The following is a 25,622-nucleotide window of genomic DNA, read 5'->3' as shown; positions in this document are numbered from 1 at the left end:
CGGCCCCGACCTTGGAAAAGGACCGGGGTTCCCCGACAACCCTACGCCCGAAGGGGTCCGTGTGGCCCGCGATGACAATGCGTGACTGTGACCAGCACCGCCTACCCCACCCTCTTGGCAATGCGACTGTTAGGGGGTCCAATGGCCTGCGAACAGGAATCTGACGGGTCGTCGGATTTTCGACGGCGCGTCGGGAGTCCGGGGCAGCGGCTGGACCAGGGGAGACGACGGACACGATGAGCAGCGCGCAGCAGAAGCTCTACATCGGCGGCGAATGGGTCGAGCCGGAGCGTGGTCACTACGAAGTGATCAACCCGGCGACCGAGGAGGTCGTGGGCCTGGCGCCCGAGGCGTCGGTGGAGCAGGCGAACGCGGCCGCGGCGGCGGCGGCCGAGGCGTTCGACACCTGGTCGAGGACCACTCCCGAGGAGCGCGCCGGCATCCTGGACCGGGCCGCGGACCTGTTCCTGAAGATGGGCGCCGAGGTGGTCCCGCTCGCCTCCGCCGAGACCGGCGCCACGCTCGCGGTCGCGGGCATGATGCAGTTGGGCACCACATACTCGCGCTTCAAGCGCTACGCCAAGGGCGCGCTGGAGCCGACCGAGTTCGCGCTCAACCCGCAGCCGACCCCGGAGACCGCGTTGAGCCGCGCGGGCATCTTCGGCGCGCAGGAGATCCGCCAGCCGGTCGGTGTGGTCACCTGCATCACGTCGTACAACAACCCGCTCGCGAACACCGCGGGCAAGGTCGCGCCCGCGCTGGCGATGGGCAACACGGTCGTGGTCAAGCCCGCGCCGCAGGACCCGCTGGCGGTGTACCGGATGGCCGAGGCGCTGGCCGAGGCCGGGCTGCCCGCCGGCGTGCTGAACATCATCACCGGCTCGGGCGTGGACGTCTCCGAGGCGGCGGTGGCCTCGCCGCACGTGGACATGATCAGCTTCACCGGTTCGACGCTGATCGGCTCGCGGATCGCCGAGGTCGCCGGACGCACGTTCAAGCGTCAGCTCATGGAGCTCGGCGGCAAGGGCGCGTGCGTCGTGCTCGACGACGCGGACCTGGACGCGGCCGTGCACGGCATCGGCACCGTGTGGAGTTTCTACGCGGGCCAGATCTGCACCGCGCCGACCCGGGTGATCGCCCAGCGCGGCATCTACGACCGGCTGGTGGAGCGGCTCGCGGAGCACGCGCGCGGTCTGAAGGTCGGCAGCCCGCTGGACCCGGCGACCCAGGTCACCCCGGTCATCTCGGCGGTGCAGCGCGGCCGGGTGGAGGCGTTGATCGCCAAGGGCCGCGAGGAGGGCGCCCGCCTGGTGGTCGGCGGCGAGCGGCCGGACTTCGAGAAGGGCTTCTACGTCGCGCCCACGCTGTTCGCGGACGCGACCAACGAGATGACCATCGCGCGCGAGGAGTTCTTCGGCCCGGTGGTCACGGTGATCCCGTTCGACGGGGACGAGGAGGAGGCGATCCGGATCGCCAACGATTCGGACTACGGTCTGCTCTCCTACGTGTTCTCCGGCGACAGCACGCGCGCCTATCGCATCGCCCGCCGGCTGCGCTCGGGCGGTGTCGGTGTGAACACCGTCGGGCGCAACATGGAGGCCGCCTTCGGCGGCTTCAAGCAGTCCGGTGTCGGCCGCGACGGCGGCTCGTACGGACTGGCCGCCTACAGCGAGATCCAGAGCATCGTCTGGCCCAGTGCCTGACCGCTCGCGATGACCGCGAACGGCCCCGGGATCCTTCCCCGGGGCCGTTCGCATGTTCGCGTCCGGGCCGTCCCGGGTTCGCCGGTTTCCCGCGTGGGGGTCGGGTTATGGCCATAACCTGAGCTCGGCCCGGGGCGCTCGGTCGCGGGCTCGTCAGGGGGGATCGCGCACGATGTCACCACCGCAACGTCTGGTCCGGGCCTGGTCGGTGCGCGCGGGAGCCGCGCGCACGCAGGTGGAAGCCGGGGCGCGGGCGCGGCGATGGCTGTGGTTCCGCGAGGCGTTCCCGGACATCGAGCGGCTGCGGGTGGTGGACCTGGGCGGCTCGGCCGAGTTCTGGTGGCACGCCCCGGTCCGGCCGGCGCACGTGCGCGTGGTCGACGCCGCGGACAAGTCCGCCGAGCTCGCCTCGTGGTTGGTCCGCGAGGCGGCCGATCCGCTGGAGTGGTCCGGGAGTTGCGACCTGGTGGTGTGCGACGGGCTGCTGGATCGGTTGGCCGTGCCGACCGCGCGGGCCCGACTGGCCGACGTCGTGCACGCGAGCGCGGAGCGCTATTGGCTGCGCGCCGCCGCCCGCGAGCACCCGCTCGATCCGCAGACCTCGCTGCCGGCGCTGCATCTGATGCCGGACCGGGTGCGCTCGCGGGTCGTCGGTTCGGCGCCCGCGGTTTTCCCGGCCCGGCGGGGCGAGTTGCTCTCGCGCTTTCCCGGGGCGGTGGTGCGCGGCGAACGCGTGGCCGGGCTCGTGTCGTCCTGGGTGGTGGCCAAGCCGCGTGCCGATCACGTGCCGGGCCGCACCTGACGTTGCGTCACCAGCCGCTCGGGGGTGGGCGGTTGCGCGAGGAGGGGGATTCTCGGATGCGTGTTGTCATCGCCGGTCAGGGGTACGTGGGGCTGCCGCTGGCGGTTCGGGCCGCACAGGTGGGCCACGAGGTGGTCGGCTACGACGTCGACGAGGGGCGGGTCAAGCGACTGGCTGCGGGCGAGTCGTACGTCGAGGACATCCCGTCCGCGCACGTGCGGGCGATCCTGGACGCGGGCAGCTATCGGGCCACCGCCGAGCCGCGCGACCTGGGCGGCTACGACATCGCGGTGATCACCGTGCCCACGCCGCTGCGCGAGGGCGTCCCGGACCTGAGCTACATCGAGGAGTGCGCGCGCACGCTGGCCCGCTACCTGCGGCCCGGCGCCTGCGTGGTGCTCGAGTCGACCACCTACCCGGGCACCACCGAGGAGTTGGTCGGCCCGATCCTGGAGGAGGGCTCCGGCCTGACCGCGGGCCGGGACTTCCACCTGGGCTACAGCCCGGAGCGGATCGACCCGGGCAACCCGACCTGGAACCTGGTGAACACCCCGAAGGTGGTCTCCGGGGTGGACGCCGCCTCGCTCGCGGTCGTGGAGGACTTCTACGGGTCGCTGATCGACCGTGTCGTGCCGGTCTCCTCGCCCAAGGAGGCCGAATTGGTCAAGCTGATCGAGAACACCTTCCGGCACGTGAACATCGCGCTCGTCAACGAGGTCGCGATGTTCGCCCACGATCTGGGCATCGACGTGTGGGAGGCGATCGACGCCTGCTCGACCAAGCCGTTCGGGTTCCTGCGCTTCACCCCGGGGCCGGGCGTCGGCGGGCACTGCCTGCCGATCGACCCGTCGTACCTGTCCTGGCGGGTGCAGCGCGCGCTCGGTCAGAGCTTTCGCTTCGTGGAGTTGGCCAACGACGTCAACAACCACATGCCGGACTACGTGATCCGCCGGCTCACCGCCGCGTTCAACACCCGGCGCCGGTCGGTCAACGGCTCGCGGGTGCTGCTGGTGGGACTCGCGTACAAGAAGAACACCGGCGACGCCCGGGAGTCGCCGTCCGCGCACGTGGCCCGGCTGTTGCTGAGCCTGGGCGCGGAGGTCACCGCCGCCGACCCGCACGTGGATCTCGCCCAGGTCGTGGACGCCCGTTTGCGGCGGGTGGAGTTGACCGCGGAGACGGTGGCCGCCGCGGACGCGGTCGTCCTGCTCGTCGATCACGACGACGTCGACCTGGATCTGCTGCGTGCCGCCGACTATGTGCTCGACTGTCGTCGGGTGCTCGGCGCGGGACCCAACATCGAGGTGTTGTAGGGCCGTTCCGGCCGGCGCGCGGTGGTCGTGGATGTCGACCACCGCGCGCCGGCCCGGCCTGTTCCCGCTCGTGCCGTCATCCGCGTCCGGCGGGTGACGCCCGCCGACTACCTGTACTCGACGATCTTCGTCTTGTGCCCGGTGGCCTTGGTGTGCGCCTTGGCCGCCACCTGTGCCGCGTCCTTCGACCGGTATCGCTGACGGGCGCCGTCGGACTTCGACGAACAACCGTTCTCCTGGCAGACCCATCCCCAGGTGCTCATGGACAACCTCCCAGACATCACGGGCGCCACCCCGTCCCGACCGAGGGACGCGAATGACTCGGACGGCCACACCGCAGCACTTGTGACCGCCGCGCGACCGACACTCGACACGCCATGACACGCTCGTGACGAAACCAGGACGTTCCGGAGAAGAACGTTCTCCTTTCGAATGCCTAACGCGTCGTTATCGACATACAAAGGATGCAATACCGCGATCAATGATCTTCTATTACAAATAGGCCGAACGGGTTGCGCGGGCTCGCTCGCAAGGGTGACGGCACACAAGACGAGCCGGTCGACTGCCGATAGGCGCGAGACGTTATGTCAACCCATGCGGCCCGAATGTGTGTCTCGAGCGAGCGGCGGCGACCCTCACCGACTCGGGGCATCCGGACCGGTCGGCTCGACCCGCAGCGGCACCGTGCCGCCCGACACGCACTCCCCCGTGTCCAGGCGCCACTTCCAGTGGTGCCGCGGGCACTCCAGCACGCCGGCCTCGATGTCCGCGTGCGACAGGTCCTCGCCGGCGTGCGGGCAGAAGCGCTGCATCCGCACCCCGCACCGCTCGATCGACTCGCCGTGCGCGGCCGATTCGCGCTCACGGACCATCTGCATGGTCTGCGCCGGGTGCTCGCCGTAGCGCAGCAGGCTCATCAGGGTCAGGTCGAACACGTCCGGGTCGCGGGCCAGACCCAGGCGCATCGACAGCAGTGCCTCCTCCCACCCGACCGCGCCGTCCACGATCGCGCGCAGCGCCCGCTGCGGAACCTCGATCGTGTAGGCGGGATCCACCGGTTCCTCCTCGAACACGATGTCGCCCGCGATCCGACCCAGCCGCACCGACCACGAACCGCCGTCCGAGGTCAGCCGCACATCCTTGCGCCAGTCGCCCAGGAAGCGCTTGTTCCAGCTCTGCAACCGGGCCAGATAGGCGTCCAGTTCGTTCGCCGTGACCGGCTCGAAGGCGCGGTCCCCGTACGCCCGCCACTCGGCCTCGCGGCGGTCCCGGTACGCGCTCAGGTACGCGTCGGTTCGCCAGTGGGCCACCGGTCCGGTCGGCGCGCTCAGGTCGTCGCCCGGCGCGGCCTCGATCACCCGCACGCCGGGACAGGCCGCCGCGAAGTCGTCGGCGAACGCGTCCCACAGCGGGAAGATCGTCTCCTCCCGGTCGTTGTACCGGGCCAGTTCGGGATCCAGGAACACCGGCGGACCGGCCGAGGGCAGATACGCGCGCGCCCCGGTCAGCCGAACCTTGCGCACCAGTGTGTCGAACAGGTCCGAGCGCACCTCGGCGGTCTTCTTGCGCTGGGTCTCCTCCGGATACGCGTACGCGTTCGGGTACCACATCGCACCGGAGTACTGCGCGGACAACAGGTCGATGTCGCCCGGTAGTTCGCCCAGCGGGGTGTTGCAGTCGTTGAGGTCCAGGAAGCGGAAGCCGGCCAGATCCACGAGCAGGCCGCTGTCCTCCTTGTGGCTGGTGTCCAGCAACATGGTCAGGGTCAGCCCGGGCGCGGGCGTGAACGACTCCCGGTGACCCAGCACCACCTGTTCGCGAAAGCCCAGCGCGCCCATCCGCTTGACCATCGACTTGGACCGGTACCTGGGCAGCACCACGGTGATGCCGCGGTCGAGCCGGTCCAGCACCCGCTCGTCGAAGTGGTCCTCGTGCAGGTGCGAGAGGTAGAGCAGGTCGTGCCCGCCCGCGAGCACCCCGGGCAGCAGTTCGCGGTTGTCCGGGAACGGGAACCACGCGCCGAGGAAGGCCGGATGGAACCACGGGTCGATCAGCAGCGAGACGCCCGCGTGCGCGACCGTGAAGCCCGCGTGGCCGAGATAGCGGATCGCGCCGGGCGCGGGCGCACCCGCCGGCCGTTCGTCGGACCCGGGCCTCACAGCCGGCTCAGCGCTCCCGCGAGCACCTCCACGACGCGCTCCTGCTGTGCGACGGTGAGCTGCGGATACAGCGGCAACGTCAGGATCTGCTCGGCGGCCCGCTCGGCGACCGGGAAGTCGCCGCGCGCGTAGCCCAGTTCGGCGAACGCGGGCTGTAGGTGCACCGGCACCGGGTAGTGCACGCCGGCGCCGACCCCCGCCTCGTTCAGCAGCGCGAGCACCTTGTCCCGCTCGGGCACCCGGACCGCGTACAGGTGCCACACGTGCTCGTTGCCCGGCGCGGTCCGCGGCACCCGCACCCCCTCGACCCCGGCCAGCAGCGCGTCGTAGCGGGCCGCGACCGCTCGCCGCCGCGTGTTCCACTGCGCCAGCCGGCCCAGCTTGGCCCGCAACACCGCGGCCTGGATGGTGTCCAGGCGCGAGTTGAAGCCAAGGCGTGTGTGCACGTACTTGCGCGACGAGCCGTGGTCGCGCATCTCGCGCAGCGCGAGCGCGTACGCCTCGCTATTCGTCACCACCGCGCCGCCATCGCCGTACGCGCCCAAATTCTTGCCCGGGTAGAAGCTGGTCGCCGCGATCGCGTCGGGCCCCCACGTGCCGGGCCCGCGGCCGTCCTGGGTCGCACCCTGGCACTGCGCGGCGTCCTCCACCAGGGCCTGCCCGCGGGCGTCCGCCAGCGCCCGCAGCGCGCCCATCGGGGCCAGTTGCCCGTTCAGGTGCACCGGCAGCAGCGCACGGACCTCGACCGGGCCGCCCAGCGCCTCGGCGGCCCGCTGCGGGTCCAGCAACAGGTACTCGTCGTCCACATCGGCGAACACGGGCCGCGCGCCCGCGCGAACGGCCGCCTCGGCGGTCGCCACGAACGTGTTCGCCGGCATCACCACTCCCGCGCCCGCGCCGACGCCCAGCACCCGCAGCGCCAACTCCACCGCGTCGGTGCCGTTGGCCACACCCACGCAGTGCGCGACGCCGGAGAACTCGGCGTACTCGGCCTCGAAGCCCGCGACGTCGGGACCGCCCACGAACGCGCACGTGGCCAGCACCCGGGCGATGCCGGCCTCGACCTCGGCCGCCACCTCGGCGTGTGCCGCGGCCAGGTCCACCAACGGAATCCGGTCCAGGTCAGCACTCATCCGCATCTCCCCCTCGTCGTTGCGGCTCGGCGGCGGGAATCGGCGCCGACCGCAGTCGGCGGGCCGGCACCCCCGCCCACACCTCGGCCGGCGGCACGTCCCGCGTCACGACCGAGCCCATCCCCACCAGCGACCGGGCGCCGATCACGCGTTGCTCGCGCACCAGCGCACCGGCCCCCAGGTACGCCTCCCGGCCCACCGTCACCCCACCCGCGAGCCGAACCCCCGAGGCCAGCGTGGCGAACTCGCGCACGTCGTCGTCGTGGGTCAGCACCACCTGCGGCATGGCGTGCGCGTGCGCGCCCACCCGGACCGAGGTGGTCAACACCGTCTGCGCCATCAACACCGCGCCCGGCCCCACCTCGCACGTGCGCGGGACCACCGCGCTCACGTGCACGAGTGTGGCCCAGCGGCTGTCCGGCAGGCCCAGCCGGGCCACCACCCGGGAGCGGCTCCACCAGTTCGTCGGACTCCCCACACACACCACCACCAGGGCGTCCGGCCACTTGTGCGCCGCGTCGGCCCCGCCGAGCACCGCGAAGCCGTCCACCTCGGTGTCCCACCGGGCCGGATCATCGTCCAGGAAACCGAGCAACCGCCATCCGGAACTACCGCGCGGCGCGCGGAACTCCGGGATCGCCGCGGCGACCTCGCGGGCGAATCCCCCGGCTCCGACCAGGAGCAGGTCGCGAAAGGACACTAGACCGCCGCCCGGACGCCGGCCGCCGCCCGCACCGCGGCGACCACCCGGTCCTGCTGCGCCTCGGTCAACTCGTGGAACAGCGGCAGGATCAGCGAGTCCCGGGTCAGCCGCTCGGTCGCGGGCAGCGGCACGTGCTCGACGTCCGCGTACGCCGGCTCCAGGTGCGCCGCCATGATCCCCCGACGCGCCGAGATCCCGGCCCGGGCGAGCTCGCCGAGCAGGTCGTCGCGCGACACGGGGAAGTCCTCGGGCAGCAGCACCCAGAACGCCTGATAATTGGTCAGTCCGTACGCCGGGTCCGCAGCCGTCTCCAGGCCCGCCACGTCGGCGAGCAACTCGTGGTAACGAGCCGCGAGTTCGCGCCGACGGGCGACCATGGCCGGCAACCGGCCGAGCTGCACCAGGCCGACCGCCGCCTGGATGTCGGTCATCCGGTAGTTGAAGCCCAGTTCGTCGTAGCTCTCCACCACGGGCGCCCCGCCCGCGCGGTCCGCCGCGTCCCGGTCGGCCGCGCTCACACTCATCCCGTGCTCGCGCAACCGGCGCAGCCGAGGCGCCGCGCCCTCGCGCGCGAGGGTGAGCATGCCGCCCTCGCCGGTGGTCAGCAGCTTGCGCGGGTGGAACGAGAAGGTCGCGGACATCGCGCCCGCGCCCACCGGGCGGCCCTTGTAGGTCGAGCCCGCCGCGCACGCCGCGTCCTCCACCACCACGATGCCCCGGCCGTCCACCAGTGCCCGCACGCCGTCCAGATCGGCGGGGATGCCGCCCTGGTCGACCAGGATCACCGCGCGCGTCGCGGCGGTGAGTACCGTCTCGATCGTCTCCGGGGTCAGGTTCCCGGTGCCGAGATCGACATCGGCGAACACCGGTCGCGCGCCGACGTAGCGCACCGCGTTCGCGGTCGCCACGAACGACAACGAGGGCACCACGACCTCGTCGCCCGGCCCCACCCCGGCGTTGATCAACGCCAGGTGCAGCGCGGTGGTGCACGAGGAGACCGCGATCGCCGCGGGCACCTCGACATGGTCCGCGAAGGCCTGCTCGAAGGCGACCACCCGGGGCCCCTGGGCCACCCACCCCGAGCGCACCGCGTCGGCCGCCGCGGCGGCCTCCTCCTCGCCCATCCAGGGGCGCATCACCGGAATTCGTTCCATGCTCATCGTGCCTGTTCCCCCAGCCCGGTCCGCCCTGCCAACCCATGTCCCCGCCGCGCCCGCCCGCACCCGGTACGCACCGAACCCCCTCGGTGCTCCGGTCGGATCAGGCCGCGTCCCGCCACCACGCCACCAGTCGACGCAGCCCCTCGTCGATGTCCACCTCGGCGGTGAAGCCCAACTCCCTTGCCGCCTTGGTCGTATCGGCCAGCCGTCGGGTCACCCCGCCGCTCGCCCGGGCCGGGCCGTACTCGATCCCCAGCCCGTCCGCGCCCATCACCACCAGCAGCCGCTCGGCCAACCCGCGCAGCGAAGTCTCGCTCCCGGACGCGATGTTGAACACCTCGCCGCTCGCATCGGCGCGCGCGGCAAGGAGGTTGGCGCGCGCGATGTCCTCGGTGTACACGAAGTCCATGGTCTGCAAGCCGTCGCCGAAGATCAACGGGGGTTCCCCCTTGCCGATCCGCTCCATCCAGCGGATCAACACCTCGGTGTACAGACCGTGCACGTCCATCCGCGGACCGTAGACGTTGAAGTAGCGCAGCGCGACGTAGTCCAGGCCGTACATCGCCCGGAAGCTGCGCAGCAGGCCCTCGTTGAACAGCTTGGCCGCGCCGTAGAGCGTGTCGTTGTCGTACGGGTGGTGCCGCTCGGTGGTCGGGAACTCCTCGGCGAGGCCGTAGACCGACGCGGAGGAGGAGGTGACCACCTTGCGCACGTCGGCGGCGACCGCCGCCTCCATGACGTCGTAGGTGCCGTCCACCAACACCTCCAGCGCGAGCCGGGGTTCCTCCACGCACTGGGTGATCCGGATCGCGGCGAGGTGGAACACCACGTCGGTGCCCGGCATCAGGCGGGCGAGCAGCGGGCGATCGCGGATGTCGCCCTCGACCAGGTCGACCCGCTCGTCGGCGAGCGCCCGGGCCAGGTTGCCCCGGTGCCCCCGGGTCAGGTTGTCCAGCACGACCACCTTCGCCGCGCCGGCGGCCAACAGGTGGTCCACGATGGTGGATCCGATGGTCCCGGCCCCCCCGGTGACCACACAGCGCGAACCGGCTATCTCGACACTCATCGGAGTTCTCCCAGCGCGACGGTGACGCCGCCCAGTTCCAGGCTGCGCGTGGCGGCCTCCAGCAGTTCCAGGACGCGCAGACCCGCGCGACCGTCGGTGAGCGCGGGCCGGGACGTACCGATCGCCTCGGCGAACTCGGCCATCACCGCGCGCAGCGCCTCCCGCTCGGGCAGCGCGGGCGAGACGACGTCGCCCACCCGGTAGGAGATCTGCTTCTCCCGCCGGGCCTCCGGGCTGAGCGCGGCGTCCTCGGCGAGATCGATGCCCTTGTCGTGCACCTGGAGGCGGGCGGTGGGATTGGTGTCGTCCCACACCAGGGTGCGCCGCGAACCGCCGATGATGGTGGTGCGCACCTTGGTCGGCGAGAGCCAGTTCACATGGATGTGCGCGATGGCGCCGGTGTTCAGCCGCACCACCAGGTAGGCCAGACAGGCCCGGCCGGTGCCCAGCGGGTCCGCGCCGTGCGCGGACACCGACACCGGTCGCACCCCGAGCGGCAGGATGAAGTCCAGGATCGACAGGTCGTGCGGCGCCAGATCCCACAGCACGTCCACATCCGGCTGGACCAGACCCAGGTTGATCCGCACCGAGTCGATGAAGCGGATGTCGCCCAGTTCGCCGCCGTGGATCAAGTCGCGGATGTGCCGGACCACCGGCATGTAACAGAACGTGTGGTCGCACATCAGCGTCAGACCGTTGCGCTCGGCCAGTTCGACCAGCTTGACCGCGTCCGCGTGATCGGATGTGATCGGCTTCTCGACCAGGACGTGCTTGCCCGCCTCCAGAGCCGCCGCGACCAGGTCGAAGTGGGTTCCGGCGGGCGTCGCGATCGCGACGGCCTGCACACGCGGGTCGGCCAGGACGTCCTGGTACGACGTGCTCACCCGGACCGTGCTGTACTCACCCAGGACCGCACGGGCCCGGACCTCGTCGAGGTCGCACAACCACTCCACCCGCAGGGCCGGTGTGGCCTGCGCGTTGCGCACCAGATTGGGCCCCCAATAGCCGGCCCCTATGACGGCGAGCCCGATGGCCCGCCCAGACCCGGAATTCGACATGACGGAACGTCAACTCCCCTGCTCCCCCCGGCCGCACGGGCCCAGCCGCCGCACGGCACCCCCACTCGAACGAAGCTAGCGCCCGATTCGCTCCGCCGGGGGTCAACCGGGAAATCCGCGGGTCGGACCGAACTGCGAAGATCCTTGCGGGAGTCCCGGTTGCACGGGTCACCGAGACGTTTGGCACGCTGTTACACGCACAGTCACCGATTGCGGCGCCGGCATGATCGAGATCTCGACACAGGCAGCGCCGACCGAAGCAGCACATGAACGAGAAGGGAACGCCACGTGGCCGCGGGTACTCCGACGACGACCCTGGCGAAGGAACGTACGGCGGAAGTGGATCCGGACCTGGAGCCGGCGGATTTCGAGCCGCGCGAGAGCGGCGGCCCGCGAGGGACCCGCGAGAGCATCCTCCCGGCCGTGGCGGCCGCGCTGTTCGTCGGCAAGCGCATCCGCACCCGGGCCGGCGCCAAGGGTGACACCGTGCCGACGGCGCATCCGCTGGTCCGGGACTTCCTGGCGGCGCTCCCGGTCGAGTCGCGCGAGCGCTGGCGGGGCCGCTGCCCCGAGGTCGAGCTGGTCTCCGAGCACCTCTTCGAGGCCGAGGCGGCGCGTACCAAGCGGGCGGCCCGGCGGCCGTTCACCGTGCAGGAGGCGCGGCGCTCGCTCAAGGGGGCCAAGTTGACCCTGCGGCGGATCCGCGAGGACGGCGACCCGCAGCACGACACGTATCAACCGCCGTGTCGGTCGTGCGCGGCGATGCTCGAGCACTTCGGCGTCGCCTCGACGGAAAGCGGCTGACGTGTCGCGGTTCTCCTCCGACGTGGTGCACGAACTCAAACGGGCCGGCTGGACCGTGGGCCGGCGCCGGCTGGCCCAGGCCGAGGCGTGGGCCCGGCAGATCAGCGACCACGAGTCACCCGACGGGCACCGGCACAGCGTGTTCCCGGCGGCGCTGGTGGCCTGGGCCGAGTTCGGCACGCTGCACTTCGCCATCGGCGGCGCGGGCAAGGACGTGCTGCGCCGGCCGTTCACCATCGACCCCACCCGGGGCCTGCACCTGCCGCGCACGCTCACCGACGTGGGCCGCGCGCTGGGCACCCCGTTGGCCCCCCTCGGCGACGAGGACGGCGGCAGCGGCTATCTGGCGATCGACCCGAGCGGTCGGGTGTTCGGCCTGGACCACACCGGCGAGTGGTTCATCGGCTCGTCGATGGACAGCGCGATCAGCGCACTGGTGCTGGGCCACGCCCCGGTGCGCATCCGCGACGACGGCCGCTGGTAGCCGGCCCGGACGCACGAGGGCGGGTCCCCGTGGGAGACCCGCCCTCGTGCACGTCGCGACCCGTCGGGTCAGGTATTGAACCGATTCTGCGCGCGCTCCAGGCCCTCGCGCACCAGTGCCTCGCACGCGTCGGCCGCCCGGTCCACCTCGAACGCGAGTTCCTTGCGCTCGGTCGCGGAGAAGTCCTTGAGCACGAACGCGGCCACGTCCATCCGCCCGGGCGGACGACCGATGCCGAACCGCACCCGCAGGTAGTCGGGTCCGAGCGACTTGGTGATCGACTTCAGACCGTTGTGCCCGTTGTCGCCGCCACCGCGCTTGAGCCGCAGCACGCCGAAGTCGACGTCCAACTCGTCGTGGACCGCGATGATGTTCGCGACCGGGATCTTGTAGAAGTCGCGCAGCGCGGTCACCGGACCGCCGGACAGGTTCATGAACGACATCGGCTTGGCCAGCACCACCCGGTGCGGACCGATCCTGGTCTCCACCACCTGCGCGCGCGACTTGTGCGCCTTGAACTTCGATCGATCCCGCTCGGCGAGCAGATCGACGACCATGAACCCGACGTTGTGGCGATTCCCGGTGTACTCGGGCCCGGGATTGCCGAGGCCCACGACCAACCACGGACTGTTCTCCGTGCCGGCGTGGGCCTGCGACTCACTCATGATGTTGTTGTCCCCGCGTTCGTCCTACGACAACGGACCGGATCAGGCCTCGTCGGCCGCCGCGGTCTCCTCGGCGGTCGGCTCAGGCGCCGACGGGGTGAGGATGTGCAGGATGACGGCCTCGGGGTCGCCCGCGAGCGCGGTGCCCTTGGGCAGCTTGATGTCCTTGGCGTGCACCGAGGCGCCCGGCTGAAGGCCGGTCACGTCGATCTCGATGGTGCCGGGGAGGGCGGTGGCGTCGGCCTCGACCGGGAGCGCCGGGACGACGGTCTCGAGCAGGCCGCCCGGGGCGATCTCGCCGACGGTGCTGACCGGAACCTCGACGGTGACCGTCTCGCCCTTTTGGACGATCAGCAGGTCGACGTGCTCGAGGTGCCGCTTGATCGGGTGGCGCTGGACGTCCTTGGGCAGGGCGAGCTGCGCCTTGCCGTCGATGTCCAGCGAGAACAGGACGTTGGGGGTCTTGAGCGCGAGCATGAGCTCGTGGCCCGGAAGCGCAAGGTGGAGCGGAGCGGAGCCGTGACCGTAGAGGACGGCCGGCACCTTACCCGCGCGACGGGCGCGACGGGCGGCACCCTTGCCGAACTCGGAACGCGGCTCGGCGACGATACGGACCTCGGACACGACGGGTACTCCTCGAACGACGCGGTGGCGGATGGCGGGGCGGGGTCCCCATGGTGCGGATCGACTGCGGACGATGATGGCCGGAGTCGGTTCGTAGGTGCCCGAGTGGCACCGGGTCCCCTGCAAAAGCCTTGGAGGAGTACACGACACACAACTACCGCGTCGATCACGGAGCAAGTAGCGCGCATCCCTCGCCGGGCAACCCCGTTAGCCTACCCGCTCTTCTCGGTCACCCCGAAATCGGGTCGCGGGGAGCGCCACTCGAACGAGTGATGGCGCGCGCCCCATTCGACGCAAGATACCTCGAAAAGCAGGTGGGCACACGTACGCCGCCCGGCCGAACGGCCGGGCGGCGTACGTGAGTCAAGGCTCGACGACCCGTTCGGGGGCGGCCGTCGACGGCGTGCTGGGTCAGCCGTGGCCCTCGAAGAGGCTGGTGACCGAACCGTCCTCGAAGACCTCGCGGATCGCCCGGCCGACCATCGGCGCGATCGACAGGACGGTCAGCTTGTCGAACTGACGCTCCTCCTCGATCGGCAGCGAGTTGGTCACGATGACCTCGCTGATCCGCGAGTTCTTCAGCCGGTCCACGGCGGGGCCGGAGAGCACCGCGTGGGTGGCGGCCACGATCACGTCGGCGGCGCCGTTCTCGTACAGCGCCTCGGCGGCGGCGCAGATCGTGCCACCGGTGTCGATCATGTCGTCGACCAGCACACACGTACGGCCGGCGACGTCACCGACCACCTCGTGCACGGTGACCTCGTTGGCGATGTTGGGGTCGCGACGCTTGTGGATGATCGCCAGCGGCGCGCCGAGGCGGTCCGTCCACTGGTCGGCCACCCGCACGCGGCCGGCGTCCGGGGAGACCACGGTGAGCCGCTCGCGGTCCACCCGCTTGCCGACGTGGTCGGCAAGCAGCGGCAGCGCGAACAGGTGGTCCACCGGACCGTCGAAGAAGCCCTGGATCTGCGAGGTGTGCAGGTCCACGGCCATCAGCCGGTCGGCGCCGGCGGTCTTGAACAGGTCCGCCATCAGTCGGGCCGAGATCGGCTCGCGACCGCGGTGCTTCTTGTCCTGTCGGGCGTAGCCGTAGAACGGCACGATGACCGTGATGCGCTTGGCGGAGGCCCGCTTGAGCGCGTCGATCATGATGAGCTGTTCCATGATCCACGTGTTGATCGGAGCCGTGTGGCTCTGGATCACGAACGCGTCGGCACCTCGTACGGAATCCTCGAAACGTACGTAGATCTCCCCGTTGGCGAACTCGAAGGCCTTGGTGGGAACGAGATCCGCACCGAGCTCCGAGGCCACCTCCTTCGCAAGTTCGGGGTGGGCCCTGCCCGTGAAGAGCATGAGCTTGCGCTCAGGCGTCACCTTGATCCCGCTCACAGCACCGTCTCCTTGCCATTCGCCTCGGCAGAACCGTCGTTCGGCCCGGCCGTTGTGTGCACGTCACCCGCGTCGCCCTGGCTCGACGCGAGCGCGCGTTCGGCGGCCTGCGCCGAGGCCGTACCCGCGCGTTTGCGTGCGACCCACCCGTCGATGTTGCGCTGGCGCCCCCGCGCCACCGCCATCACACCGGGCGGGACATCTTCTGTGATCACCGATCCGGCGGCCGTGTAGGCACCGTCGCCGATCTCGATCGGGGCGACCAGCATGGTGTCGCTGCCCACTCGCACGTGGTCCCCGACCACCGTGTGGTGTTTGTTCACTCCGTCGTAGTTCACGAAGATCGTGGCCGCACCGATGTTGGCACCCACTCCGATGGTCGCATCCCCGACGTAGGTCAGATGCGGCACCTTGGATCCCTCGCCCAGCACGGCGTTCTTCATCTCCACGAAACCGCCGGCCTTGGCCTTGCCCGCGAGCCGGGTGCCCGGTCGCAGGTAGGTGTACGGACCCACGGTCGCCTCGGGGCCGATCTCGGCGCCCTCGGTGGTGGCGTTGTACACGTGGGCCCGCTCGCCGACGACGGTGTCGCGCAGCGTGCAGTTGGGGCCCACCACGGCCTCGGCGGCGACGCTGGTGGCGCCGTGCAGCTGGGTGTTGGGGTGGATCACGGCGTCCGGCTCGAAGGTGACGTCCACGTCGACCCAGGTGGTCGCGGGGTCGATCACGGTCACGCCGGAGCGCATCGCGGCCTCGAGCAGGCGGTCGTTGAACACCCGCCGTGCCTCGGCGAGCTGCACCCGGTCGTTGACGCCCAGGATCTCCCGGTGGTCCACCGCGGCCGCGGCGCCCACCCGGTGTCCGGCCTCGCGCAGCACGTGCAGGGTGTCGGTGAGGTACTCCTCGCCCTGGCTGTTGTGCGGGGTGATCCGGCCGAGCGCCTCGCGCAGCAGCTTGCCGTCGAACGCGTACACGCCGGAGTTGATCTCGGCGATCGCGCGCTGGGCGGCGGAGGCGTCCTTGTGCTCGACGATCGCGGTGACGGCGCCGCGCCCGTCGGGCGTGTTCTCCCGGACGATCCGGCCGTAGCCCGCCGGATCCGGCACGACGGCGGAGAGCACGGTGACCGCGTTGCCCTCGCTCTCGTGCGTGTGGACCATCGCGGCCAGGCTGTCCGAGGTGAGCAGCGGGGTGTCCCCGCACGTGACCAGGACCACTCCGTCCGGCTCCCGGCCGGACTCGGCGAGCCCGTCCAAGGCGACGCGGACGGCGTGGCCGGTGCCGTTCTGCTGTTCCTGGACGACCACCCGGGCGGCCGGGTCCAGCTCGGACAGATAGCTCGCGACCTGGTCGCGACCGTGGCCGACGACGACGATCAGGTCTTCGGGATCCAGCCGTCGCGCGGCCTCGACCACGTGCCCGACCATGGCCCTACCGGCCAGGGCGTGCAACACCTTCGGGGTGGTCTTGGAGCGCATGCGGGTGCCCTCACCCGCAGCAAGTACGACGACGGCAGCCGGGCGGATGGGGCTCACAGAGCAAGGCTCCTCGGCATCGCTGGCGGGGGATGCCCGACGACTCCGGAGGCCGACTCCGGAGAAACGAAATGACGGCACGACGAAGCCGAGCCGAACAAACCGGGCCCTACGAGGATAGCGCCGTCGGGAGAAGGCTCCACGCGCCGCTGCGGTCGGCACTGCCGAAAGGCTCCGCTACCAGGATTTGAACCTGGACCATGGGGACCAAAACCCCGTGTGCTGCCGAGTTACACCATAGCGGAATGAATCGGGCATTCCGCTTGGCAGGCGGGCTCATCCCGTTTTCACGGCACCTACTATGCCGGCCCCTCGACGCTTCGTGCGCGAATAACCCCCCGCCGACCCCATCGAACCTCGCGGAAGCCGGCCGCGGGGCGGTCCCGAAAAGCCCGCCGGACGCATCGCGCATGCTCCCGACCGGGCCGGGAAGCCGTCCGACACAAGGGTTTTGACCAAGGTGCCCGGAAAAATCGGAGGCTGTGCGGACACCTCACTTTCCGCTCATGACCTGCCATACTGGCGGAACTTACGGCTCCGTAGGTTACGTCGCCGTAGCATCGCCTGTCCCCGACCTGAGGGAATCCCTATGACCCCTTCCCCCGGCACCAGCGTGCTCGAAGCCGAACGGAAGCCCGCCGACGACGCGGCCCCGCGCGGCACGCTCGGCGGTGAGCGCAAGCACGTCGCCGAACAGATCGCACTGGCGCTCTTCATCGGCATCCCGTTCCTCGCGTTGGTGGCAGCGGTGCCGGCGGCATGGGGTTGGGGGCTGTCCTGGCACGACGTGGTGATCGGCGTGGTGATGTACGCCATCACCGGCCACGGGATCACCATCGGGTTCCACCGCTACTTCACCCACGGGTCGTTCAAGGCCAAGCGCCCGGTCCGGATCGCGCTCGCGATCGCGGGCAACATGGCCGTGCAGGGTCCGTTGGTGCGGTGGGTCGCCGACCACCGCAAGCACCACAAGTTCTCCGACAAGGAGGGCGACCCGCACTCGCCGTGGCGCTACGGCACCAGCGTCGGCGCGCTGGCCAAGGGCCTGTGGTGGGCGCACATGGGGTGGCTGTTCGACGTCGAGCAGACCTCGCAGGAGAAGTACGCGCCCGACCTGCTCAAGGACCGCGACATGATTCGCGTCTCCCGCCAGTTCCCGCTCTGGGTCGCCGTGTCCCTGGCGGCTCCGGCGCTGGTCGGCGGCCTGTGGGCGTGGTCGTGGCAGGGCGCGGTGACCGCGTTCTTCTGGGCCGGGCTGGTCCGGGTCGGGCTGCTGCACCACGTGACCTGGTCGATCAACTCGATCTGCCACGCGGTCGGCGACCACCCGTTCAAATCGCGCGACCGCTCGGGCAACGTGTGGTGGCTGGCGATCCCCTCGATGGGCGAGTCCTGGCACAACCTGCACCACGCGGATCAGACCAGCGCACGGCACGGCGTACTGCGTGGCCAGCTCGACAGCAGCGCCCGGGCGATCCGCTGGATGGAGAAGCTCGGCTGGGTCTGGGACGTGCGTTGGCCGGACCGGGAACGGGTCGCGGCACGCCGCGCGGCATGATGGGGCAGTGACCGAGAGCAGCAGGCGGAGTGCACCGCGCGGCGGCGGTCGTGTGCGCATGACCGGGAAAGAGCGTCGGGAGCAGTTGATCGACATCGGTCGAACACTGTTCGCGGAGCGTGGCTACGACGCGACGAGTGTCGAGGAGATCGCCCACAAGGCGGGCGTCTCGAAGCCGGTGGTCTACGAACACTTCGGGGGCAAGGAAGGCCTGTACGCGGTCGTCGTGGACCGCGAGACCAGCGCATTGTTGGACATGGTGACGAGCGCGCTGACCGGCGGGCACCCCAGGGAACTGCTGGAACAGGCCGCCTTCGCGCTCCTCGACTACATCGACCAGAACACGGACGGCTTCCGGATCCTGGTCCGGGACTCGCCGGTGGCCCAGTCCACCGGCACGTTCGCGTCGCTGATCAGCGACATCGCCTCGCAGGTCGAGGACGTACTCGGCCTGGAGTTCAAGTCGCGCGGCTACGACCCGAAGCTCGCGCCCATGTACGCCCAGATGCTGGTCGGCATGGTCGCCCTGACCGGCCAGTGGTGGCTCGACGTCCGCCGGCCGAAGAAGGCCGACGTGGCCGCGCACCTGGTCAACCTGGCCTGGAACGGCCTCTCCGGCATCGAACCGAAGCCGAGACTGGTCGGCCGCCGCAGCTCGTGAGGACGATCTCGACGAACCCGTGAGGGGCCGGCCCATCGGGCCGGCCCCTCACGGCCGTCATCAGCCGGTCCGCTCCGAACCGCATGTCGACGCGAATCACGCATGGCCGGCGGCCGGGATCACGGTCGCCGGCCTACCCCGGTCGACCGGATTCGGACCATGGTTCCAATCCAGATAGTATCGCTGTCGATAGTATCTGCTGCGCTACTATTAGGCGGATCGACATCACCGCCCGGCCCGATGGGACTCCTGGTGCATCGCTTCATCGGCAGGAAACGCGAACTGCGCACGCTTCGCACCACGCTCCGGGAAGTCCACGAGGCCGTCGGCTCGGCACGGCCCGGCCAATGCGTGCTCATGCGTGGCAGGCGCCGGGTGGGCAAGTCCACCCTGGTCGAGGAGTTCCTCCGGCAGGCGGCGGTCCCCCATCTGTTCTTCACCGCGGGTGGCGGCTCGGCCGAGGACGAGCTGGCGGAGCTCCTCGACGCGATGAACCAATCCACCCTGCCGGATCACTCACTCTTCGCGGAGGAGGCTCCGAGCCAGTGGAACGCGGCCTTCCGCCTCCTGGCGGAGATCCTGCCCGATGACGCGCCGAGTGTCGTGGTGATCGACGAGGTGCCATACCTGATGGAACGGATCGAGGCCTTCGAGGGCATGCTCCAGCGCGCCTGGGACCGCTTGCTCTGCCGCAAGCCGGTCCTGTTGCTCTTGGTGGGGTCCGATCTGTCGATGATGCAGGCGCTCAACAGCTACGAGCGCCCGTTCCACCAGCGGGGACGCGAGATGGTCGTCGGCCCGCTGAACCCTGCCGACCTCGGCGAGATGCTGGACCTGGCACCCGCCGACGCGTTCGACGCCGCACTGATCACCGGCGGGCTGCCGTTGATCTGTCGTGAGTGGCGGCCGGGGGCTTCGATGTGGGAGTTCCTGGGGGCGGCGTTGGAGAATCCGATCTCCGCTCTCCTGGTCTCGGCCGAGCGCTCACTCGCCGCGGAGTTCCCACCGCAGGCAATGGGCCGGGAGGTGCTGCGCGCGATCGGCGCAGGCGAGCGCACCTTCACCAACATCGCGCGCGCCGCCGGCGGGCTCGCGCACAGCACCCTGAGCAGGGCGGCGGATCTGCTGGTCGACAAGCGGGTCGTGGCAACCGAACTGCCCCTCTCGTTGCGTCCCTCGAAGGAGCGCCGCTATCGCGTGGCGGATCCATACCTGCGTTTCTGGCTGGCCTTCCTCGACCCGCACATGCCGGAGATCGAGCGGATGCGCGGCGATCTCACGCTGGCTCGGATCAGGGGCGGGTGGACCAGTTGGCGAGGACGCGCCGTCGAGCCATTGATCCGAGGGGCCTTGGCCCGGATCCTGCCCGCCGGCGACCTGCCCGCCGCGCCCGCCATCGGCGGTTATTGGACCCGAAGCAACGACGTCGAGATCGACCTGGTGGGAGCCGACCGGCAGCCTGTGGCCAAGCGGTTGCTGTTCCTGGGGTCGATCAAGTGGCTTGAATCGTCCCCCTTCGACGCCCACGACCTGGCCTCGCTGCACAAACACCGAGCGGCGCTCACCGACGAGTCGATCCCCCTGGTCGGCGTCTCCCGAAGCGGTGTCGATTGCTCCGGGCTCCAGGCGACGTTCGGGCCCGCCGAACTACTGGGGGCTTGGCGGGCCGAGTGAATCGCGGAACCGTTCGGTCTCCGCGTGGCGGTGCTTTTGAACGGCGGCCCCGTAGGCGCCCACGCCCTGCCGTCCCGAGACGACCGCGTTCGTGGGACGGACGGCCGCGAATGCCTCGACTGCGCGACCGTCCCCACCCGAGCCCCGGGCTAGCCCAGCACCGCCCTCAGTTGGTCCAGGGACCACTCCAGGTCGTCCTTGGAGATGACCAGGGGCGGGGCGACGCGGATCGTCTGGCCGTGGGTGTCCTTGACCAGCACCCCCCGGGCCATCAGGGCCTCGGAGACCTCGTGTGCGGTGCCGAAGGCCGGGTCGATGTCGACGCCCGCCCACAGGCCGCGACCGCGCACGGCGACCACCGAGTGGCCGAGCAACGCGCCGAGTTCGCGGTGCAGATGGTCGCCGAGGTCGGCGGAGCGCTGCTGGAACTCGCCCGAGCGCAGGATCTCCAGCACCTCCAGGCCCACCGCGCAGGCCAGCGGATTCCCGCCGAAGGTCGACCCGTGCTCGCCCGGCGCGAAGACCCCGAGCACCGCGCGCGAGGACACCACGGCCGAGATCGGCACGATGCCGCCGCCGAGCGCCTTGCCCAGGACGTACATGTCCGGCACCACACCCTCGTGCTCGCACGCGAAGGTGCGGCCGGTGCGCCCGAGGCCGGACTGGATCTCGTCCGCGATGAACAGCACGTCGCGCTCCCGGGTGACCCGCCGCACCTCGGCCAGGTAGCCGGGCGGCGGGACCAGCACGCCCGCCTCGCCCTGGATCGGCTCGATCAGCACCGCCACCGTGTCCTCGGTGATCGCCGCGCGCAGCGCCTGCGCGTCGCCGTAGGGCACCACGTCGAAGCCCGGGGTGTACGGGCCGAAGTGCCGGCGTGCCTCCTCGTCCGTGGAGAAGCTCACGATCGTGGTGGTGCGGCCGTGGAAGTTGCCGGCCGCGACGACGATCCTGGCCTGCCCGTCCGGTACGCCCTTGACCTCGTAACCCCACTTGCGCGCGGTCTTGACCGCGGTCTCGACCGCCTCCGCGCCGGTGTTCATCACCAGCACCATCTCCATGCCGGCAAGCTGCGCGAGCTGCTCGCAGAACGGGGCGAACCGGTCGTTGTGAAACGCCCGGCTGGTGAGCGTGACCCGATCCAACTGCCGCTTGGCCGCGTCGATCAGCCGCGCGTTGCCGTGTCCGAAGTTGAGCGCGGAATACCCGGCCAGCATGTCCAGGTAGCGCCGCCCCTCGACATCGGTCATCCACGCACCGTGCGCCTCGGCGATCACGATCGGCAACGGGTGGTAGTTGTGCGCGCTGAAGTCCGCGGCCAGCTCGATCAGTCGAGTGCTCTCGGCCCCGGGGCCGACCGGGCGGCCGACACCGGCCTTGTTCTCGGAGGTGGGGACGGGCGAGTGCTGCGTGCTCATGACGTCCTTTCGCAACGGTGGAGATCGGTACGCGAAACGGTGGGGGCTCGATACGACGACGAAGAACGGTACGAAGACGAAGAAATCACGCAACGACCGCAAGATGTGGAAAACATGCCCGGGCAGGTACATACGGAATACCCCGCGAGCACGGGTGATCAACGGCCGGCGCGCAACTCCGGCACGCAACTGCGCACGCTCGCCCCATGGGCCGCGAATGCCGACATGTCCAGTTCGACCGTACGGAATCCCCGACCCGCGACCAGGCTGACCCGATGCCCCAGCGCGATCAGCGTCCCGCGCAACCGCTCCCACCGACCCATCGCGGTCGTGGTCCGCGCCGCGAACCCGGTCTCACCCGCGGGCACCCATGCGTCCGACGCGATCACCTCCGACGCGCCCACGAGCTCCCGCGACCCCCGAAGCGCCTCGGTGCCCGAGGGCGCCTCCGAGCCCCGAACCGCCCCCGCGCCCGTGCGTGCGTCCAAGAACACCGGCGGGCACATCACGCAGTGCCGCAGCTCCGCGGCGCGCGGCGCGACGAACCCTCGGCGGCGCTGCCGGGGCAGTCGGCTCCGCTCGACTCCGGATGCGCTCGGACCGCAGGACGGAACGGTCCGATCGACCGCAGCACGAGGTGAGGCGCACGCGATATCCCCTTCTCGCGGACGGCGGCGGCACACGTGGGCGCGGGATCTCCGCGACCCACGTCGATGTGCCGTGCCGTTGGTGTAGCCGTGCAGGACGGCAGGCCGGTGCTTGGCGGCAGGCCGAGAGCCGCACCGATCGTCACCGTGGATGTGCGGTCGACGACCCTCTGTATCGGCCCTGCACAGCCTAGGTCGCGCCCGAAGGGCGAGTAAAGGCGCCTGTGTTGTCCACCCCCGCACGATCGTTGCGTGTTTCCCGGGGCGCCCGTGCGCTTTGTTGTGCGCCCGGCGCGGGGGTCGCGTGGCTCCCCTGACCGGATCCGCCTCACGCGCCTGAGAGAATGACGTCATGGCATCGACGCGTCCCCGTGTTCTGTCCGGAATCCAGCCCACCGCGGATTCGTTCCACCTGGGCAACTACCTGGGTGCGATCCGCCAGTGGGTGCCGCTCCAGGACAGCCACGATGCCTTCTACTGCGTGGTCGACCTGCACGCGATCACGGTTCCGCAGGACCCGAAGGAGTTGCGCGAGCGCACCCGGGTCTCGGCCGCACAACTGCTCGCGGCCGGCCTCGACGCCGAGCGCTGCACGCTGTTCGTGCAGAGCCACGTGCCCGAGCACGCGCAGCTCGCCTGGATCATGAACTGCGTGACCGGCTTCGGCGAGGCCGCGCGGATGACCCAGTTCAAGGACAAGTCCGCGAAGCAGGGCAACGACCGCACCACGGTCGGCCTGTTCACCTACCCGGTGCTCCAGGTCGCGGACATCCTGCTCTACCAGGCGGACGCGGTCCCGGTCGGCGAGGACCAGCGCCAGCACCTGGAGCTGACCCGCGACGTCGCGCAGCGCTTCAACACGACCTTCGGGGAGACGTATGTCATCCCCAAGCCGTTCATCGTCAAGGAAACGGCCAAGATCGTCGACCTCCAGGACCCGACGATCAAGATGAGCAAGTCGGCCTCGGCGCCCAAGGGCATCGTCAATCTGCTCGACGACCCCAAGGTCAGCGCCAAGAAGATCCGCAGCGCGGTCACCGACACCGGCACCGAGGTGCGCTTCGACGAGACCGACAAGCCGGGCGTGTCCAACCTGCTCACCATCCACTCGGCGCTGTCCGGCACCGCGATCGCCGCGTTGGAGGAGCGATTCGCGGGCAGGGGCTACGGCGACCTGAAGAAGGAGGTGGCCGAGGTGCTCGTCGAGTTCGTGACGCCCTTCCAGGAGCGTGTGCGCACGTACCTGGACGACCCGGGCGAGTTGGACGTGCTGCTCGCGCGAGGTGCGGAGAAGGCCCGCGCGGTGGCGTCCGAGACGCTGGCCAAAACCTACGACCGTGTCGGCTTCCTGCCTCCGGTGACCGGCCGGATGGGAGTCTGAGGCGCAACACATGGCGAAGCGCACCATCGGGGTATCGATCGCGATCCCCGAGCCCTACGGCAGTGAGCTCCAGGCTCGCCGCGCCGGGTTCGGAGATCCGCTGGCGAACGCCATCCCGACCCACGTGACCCTCCTGCCGCCCACCGAGGTGGCCGACGCGGCGATGGCCGAGGTCGAGGAACATCTACGCGCGGTCGCCGCCGGCGAGGCCCCGTTCGACATACACCTGCGCAGCACCGGTACGTTCCGACCCACCTCGCCGGTGGTGTTCGTGCAGGTCGCGCGCGGCATCCCGGAGTGCGAGCGGATCGAGGCGGCGGTGCGGTCCGGGCCGCTGGAACGCGAGTTGCACTTCCCGTACCACCCGCACGTGACCGTCGCGCACCACCTGCCGGACCATATGCTCGACCTGGCCTTCGCGGAACTCGTCGACTACGACGCGGTCTTCCCGATCTGGGGCTTCAGCCTGTACGAGCACGGCGCCGACGGGGTGTGGCGCCCGCAACGTGACTTCGCGTTCGGCCAATCGTTGCCAGGACCCCTGCCCGTGTGACGCCGTCTCGGCCACGCGGGACGTCACAGAGTGGAGTCGCGTGTGGGCCGGGCGTCGGTTGGGCAGCAGTCAGCCGTGGCGATCAAGGAACGACTCGGCCGGATCCCGGTCATCGGCCCCACCTGGCGGGCGTATTCGCGTTATGGCGATCGGCAGGGCAATCGGCTGGCCGCGGCGGTGACCTACTACGGGTTCCTGTCGCTGTTCCCGCTGATCACGCTGGCGGCGGCGGTGGTGGCCGCCGCGCTCGACCCGTCCCAGGTCCAGCGCATGCAGAACAAGATCTCCGAGCAGATCCCCGGCATCGCGGACAAGCTCGACCTGGACGCACTGGTGCGCAACGCCGGCGCGGTCGGGGCGATCGGCGGCGCGGTGCTGCTCGTGTCGGGGACCGGGTGGGTGGACGCGACCCGCTCGTCCATCCGGGCGCTCTGGGACATGGACGAGGAACCCGGCAACGCGGTCGTGCGCAAGATCGCCGACGTGGGTGTGCTGATCGGTTTGGGGCTGGCACTCGCGCTGTCGGTGGGCGCGTCCACGTTCGCGACCATCGTGATCCGGGAGGTCTCCGACTCGATCGGGCTCGAACACCAGCCGGTCGGCCGGATCCTGCTCCAGATCGCCGCGTTCGCGGTCGCGGTCGGCGCGAGTGTGGTGCTGTTCGTGTACCTGCTGGTCGGCATGCCCCGGCTGACCATGGGCCGGTCGGTCGCGCTCAAGGGCGCGCTGATCGGCGCGATCGGCTTCGAACTGTTGAAGCTGCTGGTGTCCTCGTACATCGCGGGCGTCGCGGGCAAGAGCGCGTACGGAGCGTTCGGGGTGCCGGTCGCGCTGCTCCTGTGGATCTACTTCGTGACCCGGCTGCTGCTGTTCTGCGCGGCGTGGACGGCCAACGCGCAAGAGGCCGCGGAGGTCGAGGAGAACGCCGAGGCCGCCGCCGAGAAGGCCGCGGCCGAACCGCCGTTGGAACTGACCCGCTACGGCGGGAAGCACGCGCACCCGGCCCGCACCTACGGGCTCGCGATCGCCGGCACCGCCGCACTCGGCATCCTGCTGGAGCGCTTCACCCGAAAGCGCCCCTGAACCCACCGCCCGGCCCGGCCGACGCTCGGGGCCACCCGTCCCGGGCCGA

The 25,622-nt window shown here is 70.5% G+C and carries 24 protein-coding genes and 1 tRNA gene; 11 read left to right on the top strand and 14 right to left on the bottom strand.

The window, feature by feature from the left end; translation table 11 throughout:
- Positions 1-236: 236 nt before the first annotated feature.
- From ACZ4FV_RS21140 to ACZ4FV_RS21130, 3 genes are all read left to right on the top strand, one after another.
- On the top strand, positions 237-1,703 hold the full coding sequence (locus tag ACZ4FV_RS21140) for an aldehyde dehydrogenase family protein (RefSeq protein ID WP_395866492.1): 1,467 nt from the start codon (positions 237-239) through the stop codon (positions 1,701-1,703).
- A 172-nt stretch (positions 1,704-1,875) separates the two neighbouring features.
- Positions 1,876-2,505, top strand: coding sequence for a hypothetical protein (locus ACZ4FV_RS21135; RefSeq protein WP_395866494.1), 630 nt, complete (start codon positions 1,876-1,878; stop codon positions 2,503-2,505).
- A 56-nt stretch (positions 2,506-2,561) separates the two neighbouring features.
- The gene (locus ACZ4FV_RS21130) at positions 2,562-3,818 is read left to right on the top strand and encodes a nucleotide sugar dehydrogenase (RefSeq protein WP_395866496.1); all 1,257 of its coding nucleotides are present in this window, start codon (positions 2,562-2,564) and stop codon (positions 3,816-3,818) included.
- Between the two features lie 107 nt (positions 3,819-3,925).
- Here ACZ4FV_RS21130 and ACZ4FV_RS21125 read toward each other — a convergent pair whose 3' ends face one another.
- The 7 genes from ACZ4FV_RS21125 to ACZ4FV_RS21095 all read right to left on the bottom strand — a co-directional run bounded on the left by ACZ4FV_RS21125 (position 3,926) and on the right by ACZ4FV_RS21095 (position 11,097).
- Positions 3,926-4,081 (bottom strand): hypothetical protein, encoded by a 156-nt coding sequence (locus ACZ4FV_RS21125; protein ID WP_395869891.1) that lies wholly within the window; start codon positions 4,079-4,081, stop codon positions 3,926-3,928.
- 372 nt (positions 4,082-4,453) lie between these two features.
- Positions 4,454-5,977: an MBL fold metallo-hydrolase gene (locus ACZ4FV_RS21120; RefSeq protein ID WP_465323060.1), complete on the bottom strand. Its 1,524-nt coding sequence runs from the start codon at positions 5,975-5,977 to the stop codon at positions 4,454-4,456.
- Entirely contained in the window at positions 5,974-7,110 is a 1,137-nt protein-coding gene (locus tag ACZ4FV_RS21115; RefSeq protein ID WP_465323059.1) for a DegT/DnrJ/EryC1/StrS family aminotransferase, read from the bottom strand. The genes ACZ4FV_RS21120 and ACZ4FV_RS21115 overlap by 4 nt, the downstream gene beginning before the upstream one ends.
- Positions 7,100-7,810: an acetyltransferase gene (locus ACZ4FV_RS21110; protein WP_395869897.1), complete on the bottom strand. Its 711-nt coding sequence runs from the start codon at positions 7,808-7,810 to the stop codon at positions 7,100-7,102. The genes ACZ4FV_RS21115 and ACZ4FV_RS21110 overlap by 11 nt, the downstream gene beginning before the upstream one ends.
- Complete coding sequence (locus ACZ4FV_RS21105) at positions 7,810-8,973, bottom strand: DegT/DnrJ/EryC1/StrS family aminotransferase (protein ID WP_395869899.1); 1,164 nt, start codon at positions 8,971-8,973, stop codon at positions 7,810-7,812. Before ACZ4FV_RS21105 ends, ACZ4FV_RS21110 begins: the two co-directional genes overlap by 1 nt.
- Before the next feature lie 100 nt (positions 8,974-9,073).
- A complete protein-coding gene (locus ACZ4FV_RS21100; protein ID WP_465323058.1) occupies positions 9,074-10,039 on the bottom strand; it encodes an NAD-dependent epimerase/dehydratase family protein in 966 nt (321 codons plus the stop codon).
- Complete coding sequence (locus ACZ4FV_RS21095; RefSeq protein ID WP_395869903.1) at positions 10,036-11,097, bottom strand: Gfo/Idh/MocA family protein; 1,062 nt, start codon at positions 11,095-11,097, stop codon at positions 10,036-10,038. Before ACZ4FV_RS21095 ends, ACZ4FV_RS21100 begins: the two co-directional genes overlap by 4 nt.
- Positions 11,098-11,385: 288 nt before the next feature.
- Between ACZ4FV_RS21095 and ACZ4FV_RS21090 the strand changes: the two genes are divergently transcribed.
- Both ACZ4FV_RS21090 and ACZ4FV_RS21085 read left to right on the top strand, forming a co-directional pair.
- A complete protein-coding gene (locus ACZ4FV_RS21090) occupies positions 11,386-11,901 on the top strand; it encodes a YwqJ-related putative deaminase (protein ID WP_395869905.1) in 516 nt (171 codons plus the stop codon).
- 1 nt (position 11,902) lies between these two features.
- Positions 11,903-12,385 carry an SUKH-3 domain-containing protein gene (locus ACZ4FV_RS21085; protein WP_395869907.1) on the top strand — a complete coding sequence of 161 codons (483 nt, stop codon included), beginning with the start codon at positions 11,903-11,905 and terminating at the stop codon, positions 12,383-12,385.
- A gap of 68 nt (positions 12,386-12,453) precedes the next feature.
- Here the strand turns inward: ACZ4FV_RS21085 and pth are convergent, their stop codons facing one another.
- From pth to ACZ4FV_RS21060, 5 genes are all read right to left on the bottom strand, one after another.
- Complete coding sequence (gene pth / locus ACZ4FV_RS21080) at positions 12,454-13,050, bottom strand: aminoacyl-tRNA hydrolase (protein WP_395869909.1); 597 nt, start codon at positions 13,048-13,050, stop codon at positions 12,454-12,456.
- A 42-nt stretch (positions 13,051-13,092) separates the two neighbouring features.
- Entirely contained in the window at positions 13,093-13,674 is a 582-nt protein-coding gene (locus ACZ4FV_RS21075; protein ID WP_395869911.1) for a 50S ribosomal protein L25/general stress protein Ctc, read from the bottom strand.
- 411 nt (positions 13,675-14,085) lie between these two features.
- The gene (locus tag ACZ4FV_RS21070; protein WP_395869913.1) at positions 14,086-15,063 is read right to left on the bottom strand and encodes a ribose-phosphate diphosphokinase; all 978 of its coding nucleotides are present in this window, start codon (positions 15,061-15,063) and stop codon (positions 14,086-14,088) included.
- Positions 15,060-16,598 (bottom strand): bifunctional UDP-N-acetylglucosamine diphosphorylase/glucosamine-1-phosphate N-acetyltransferase GlmU, encoded by a 1,539-nt coding sequence (gene glmU, locus ACZ4FV_RS21065; RefSeq protein ID WP_395869915.1) that lies wholly within the window; start codon positions 16,596-16,598, stop codon positions 15,060-15,062. Before glmU ends, ACZ4FV_RS21070 begins: the two co-directional genes overlap by 4 nt.
- A 172-nt stretch (positions 16,599-16,770) precedes the next feature.
- Positions 16,771-16,843, bottom strand: a tRNA-Gln gene (locus tag ACZ4FV_RS21060).
- A gap of 344 nt (positions 16,844-17,187) precedes the next feature.
- Between ACZ4FV_RS21060 and ACZ4FV_RS21055 the strand changes: the two genes are divergently transcribed.
- The 3 genes from ACZ4FV_RS21055 (at position 17,188) to ACZ4FV_RS21045 (ending at position 20,491) form a co-directional block, all read left to right on the top strand.
- Entirely contained in the window at positions 17,188-18,156 is a 969-nt protein-coding gene (locus ACZ4FV_RS21055; protein ID WP_395869917.1) for an acyl-CoA desaturase, read from the top strand.
- A gap of 58 nt (positions 18,157-18,214) precedes the next feature.
- A complete protein-coding gene (locus ACZ4FV_RS21050; RefSeq protein ID WP_020554598.1) occupies positions 18,215-18,817 on the top strand; it encodes a TetR/AcrR family transcriptional regulator in 603 nt (200 codons plus the stop codon).
- A gap of 252 nt (positions 18,818-19,069) precedes the next feature.
- The gene (locus ACZ4FV_RS21045; protein ID WP_395870013.1) at positions 19,070-20,491 is read left to right on the top strand and encodes an ATP-binding protein; all 1,422 of its coding nucleotides are present in this window, start codon (positions 19,070-19,072) and stop codon (positions 20,489-20,491) included.
- A gap of 149 nt (positions 20,492-20,640) precedes the next feature.
- Here the strand turns inward: ACZ4FV_RS21045 and rocD are convergent, their stop codons facing one another.
- Together rocD and ACZ4FV_RS21035 are read right to left on the bottom strand one after the other, a co-directional pair.
- Complete coding sequence (rocD, locus tag ACZ4FV_RS21040) at positions 20,641-21,909, bottom strand: ornithine--oxo-acid transaminase (RefSeq protein WP_395869919.1); 1,269 nt, start codon at positions 21,907-21,909, stop codon at positions 20,641-20,643.
- A gap of 158 nt (positions 21,910-22,067) precedes the next feature.
- Positions 22,068-22,313, bottom strand: coding sequence for a hypothetical protein (locus tag ACZ4FV_RS21035; RefSeq protein WP_402230341.1), 246 nt, complete (start codon positions 22,311-22,313; stop codon positions 22,068-22,070).
- Between the two features lie 595 nt (positions 22,314-22,908).
- Here ACZ4FV_RS21035 and trpS point away from each other — a divergent pair.
- The 3 genes from trpS (at position 22,909) to ACZ4FV_RS21020 (ending at position 25,573) form a co-directional block, all read left to right on the top strand.
- Positions 22,909-23,937: a tryptophan--tRNA ligase gene (trpS, locus tag ACZ4FV_RS21030; protein WP_402230339.1), complete on the top strand. Its 1,029-nt coding sequence runs from the start codon at positions 22,909-22,911 to the stop codon at positions 23,935-23,937.
- A gap of 10 nt (positions 23,938-23,947) precedes the next feature.
- Entirely contained in the window at positions 23,948-24,490 is a 543-nt protein-coding gene (locus ACZ4FV_RS21025) for a 2'-5' RNA ligase family protein (protein WP_465323057.1), read from the top strand.
- A gap of 75 nt (positions 24,491-24,565) precedes the next feature.
- Positions 24,566-25,573, top strand: coding sequence for a YihY/virulence factor BrkB family protein (locus ACZ4FV_RS21020; protein ID WP_402230337.1), 1,008 nt, complete (start codon positions 24,566-24,568; stop codon positions 25,571-25,573).
- The last annotated feature ends 49 nt before the right edge of the window (positions 25,574-25,622 follow it).

It is taken from the genome of Embleya sp. NPDC025285 (assembly GCF_055558835.1).
Note: the sequence above shows the minus strand (reverse complement) of the source record. Positions and strands in the feature narration are given on the sequence as shown.

Excerpts from the sequence above, each read along its gene's own strand:
- ACZ4FV_RS21140 (WP_395866492.1), top strand. The coding sequence starts at position 237 with ATGAGCAGCGCGCAGCAGAAGCTCTACATCGGCGGCGAATGGGTCGAG.
- ACZ4FV_RS21135 (WP_395866494.1), top strand. The coding sequence starts at position 1,876 with ATGTCACCACCGCAACGTCTGGTCCGGGCCTGGTCGGTGCGCGCGGGA.
- ACZ4FV_RS21130 (WP_395866496.1), top strand. The coding sequence starts at position 2,562 with ATGCGTGTTGTCATCGCCGGTCAGGGGTACGTGGGGCTGCCGCTGGCG.
- ACZ4FV_RS21125 (WP_395869891.1), bottom strand. The coding sequence starts at position 4,081 with ATGAGCACCTGGGGATGGGTCTGCCAGGAGAACGGTTGTTCGTCGAAG.
- ACZ4FV_RS21115 (WP_465323059.1), bottom strand. The coding sequence starts at position 7,110 with ATGAGTGCTGACCTGGACCGGATTCCGTTGGTGGACCTGGCCGCGGCA.
- ACZ4FV_RS21105 (WP_395869899.1), bottom strand. The coding sequence starts at position 8,973 with ATGAGCATGGAACGAATTCCGGTGATGCGCCCCTGGATGGGCGAGGAG.
- ACZ4FV_RS21100 (WP_465323058.1), bottom strand. The coding sequence starts at position 10,039 with ATGAGTGTCGAGATAGCCGGTTCGCGCTGTGTGGTCACCGGGGGGGCC.
- ACZ4FV_RS21095 (WP_395869903.1), bottom strand. The coding sequence starts at position 11,097 with ATGTCGAATTCCGGGTCTGGGCGGGCCATCGGGCTCGCCGTCATAGGG.
- pth (WP_395869909.1), bottom strand. The coding sequence starts at position 13,050 with ATGAGTGAGTCGCAGGCCCACGCCGGCACGGAGAACAGTCCGTGGTTG.
- ACZ4FV_RS21055 (WP_395869917.1), top strand. The coding sequence starts at position 17,188 with ATGACCCCTTCCCCCGGCACCAGCGTGCTCGAAGCCGAACGGAAGCCC.
- ACZ4FV_RS21050 (WP_020554598.1), top strand. The coding sequence starts at position 18,215 with ATGACCGGGAAAGAGCGTCGGGAGCAGTTGATCGACATCGGTCGAACA.
- rocD (WP_395869919.1), bottom strand. The coding sequence starts at position 21,909 with ATGAGCACGCAGCACTCGCCCGTCCCCACCTCCGAGAACAAGGCCGGT.
- trpS (WP_402230339.1), top strand. The coding sequence starts at position 22,909 with ATGGCATCGACGCGTCCCCGTGTTCTGTCCGGAATCCAGCCCACCGCG.
- ACZ4FV_RS21025 (WP_465323057.1), top strand. The coding sequence starts at position 23,948 with ATGGCGAAGCGCACCATCGGGGTATCGATCGCGATCCCCGAGCCCTAC.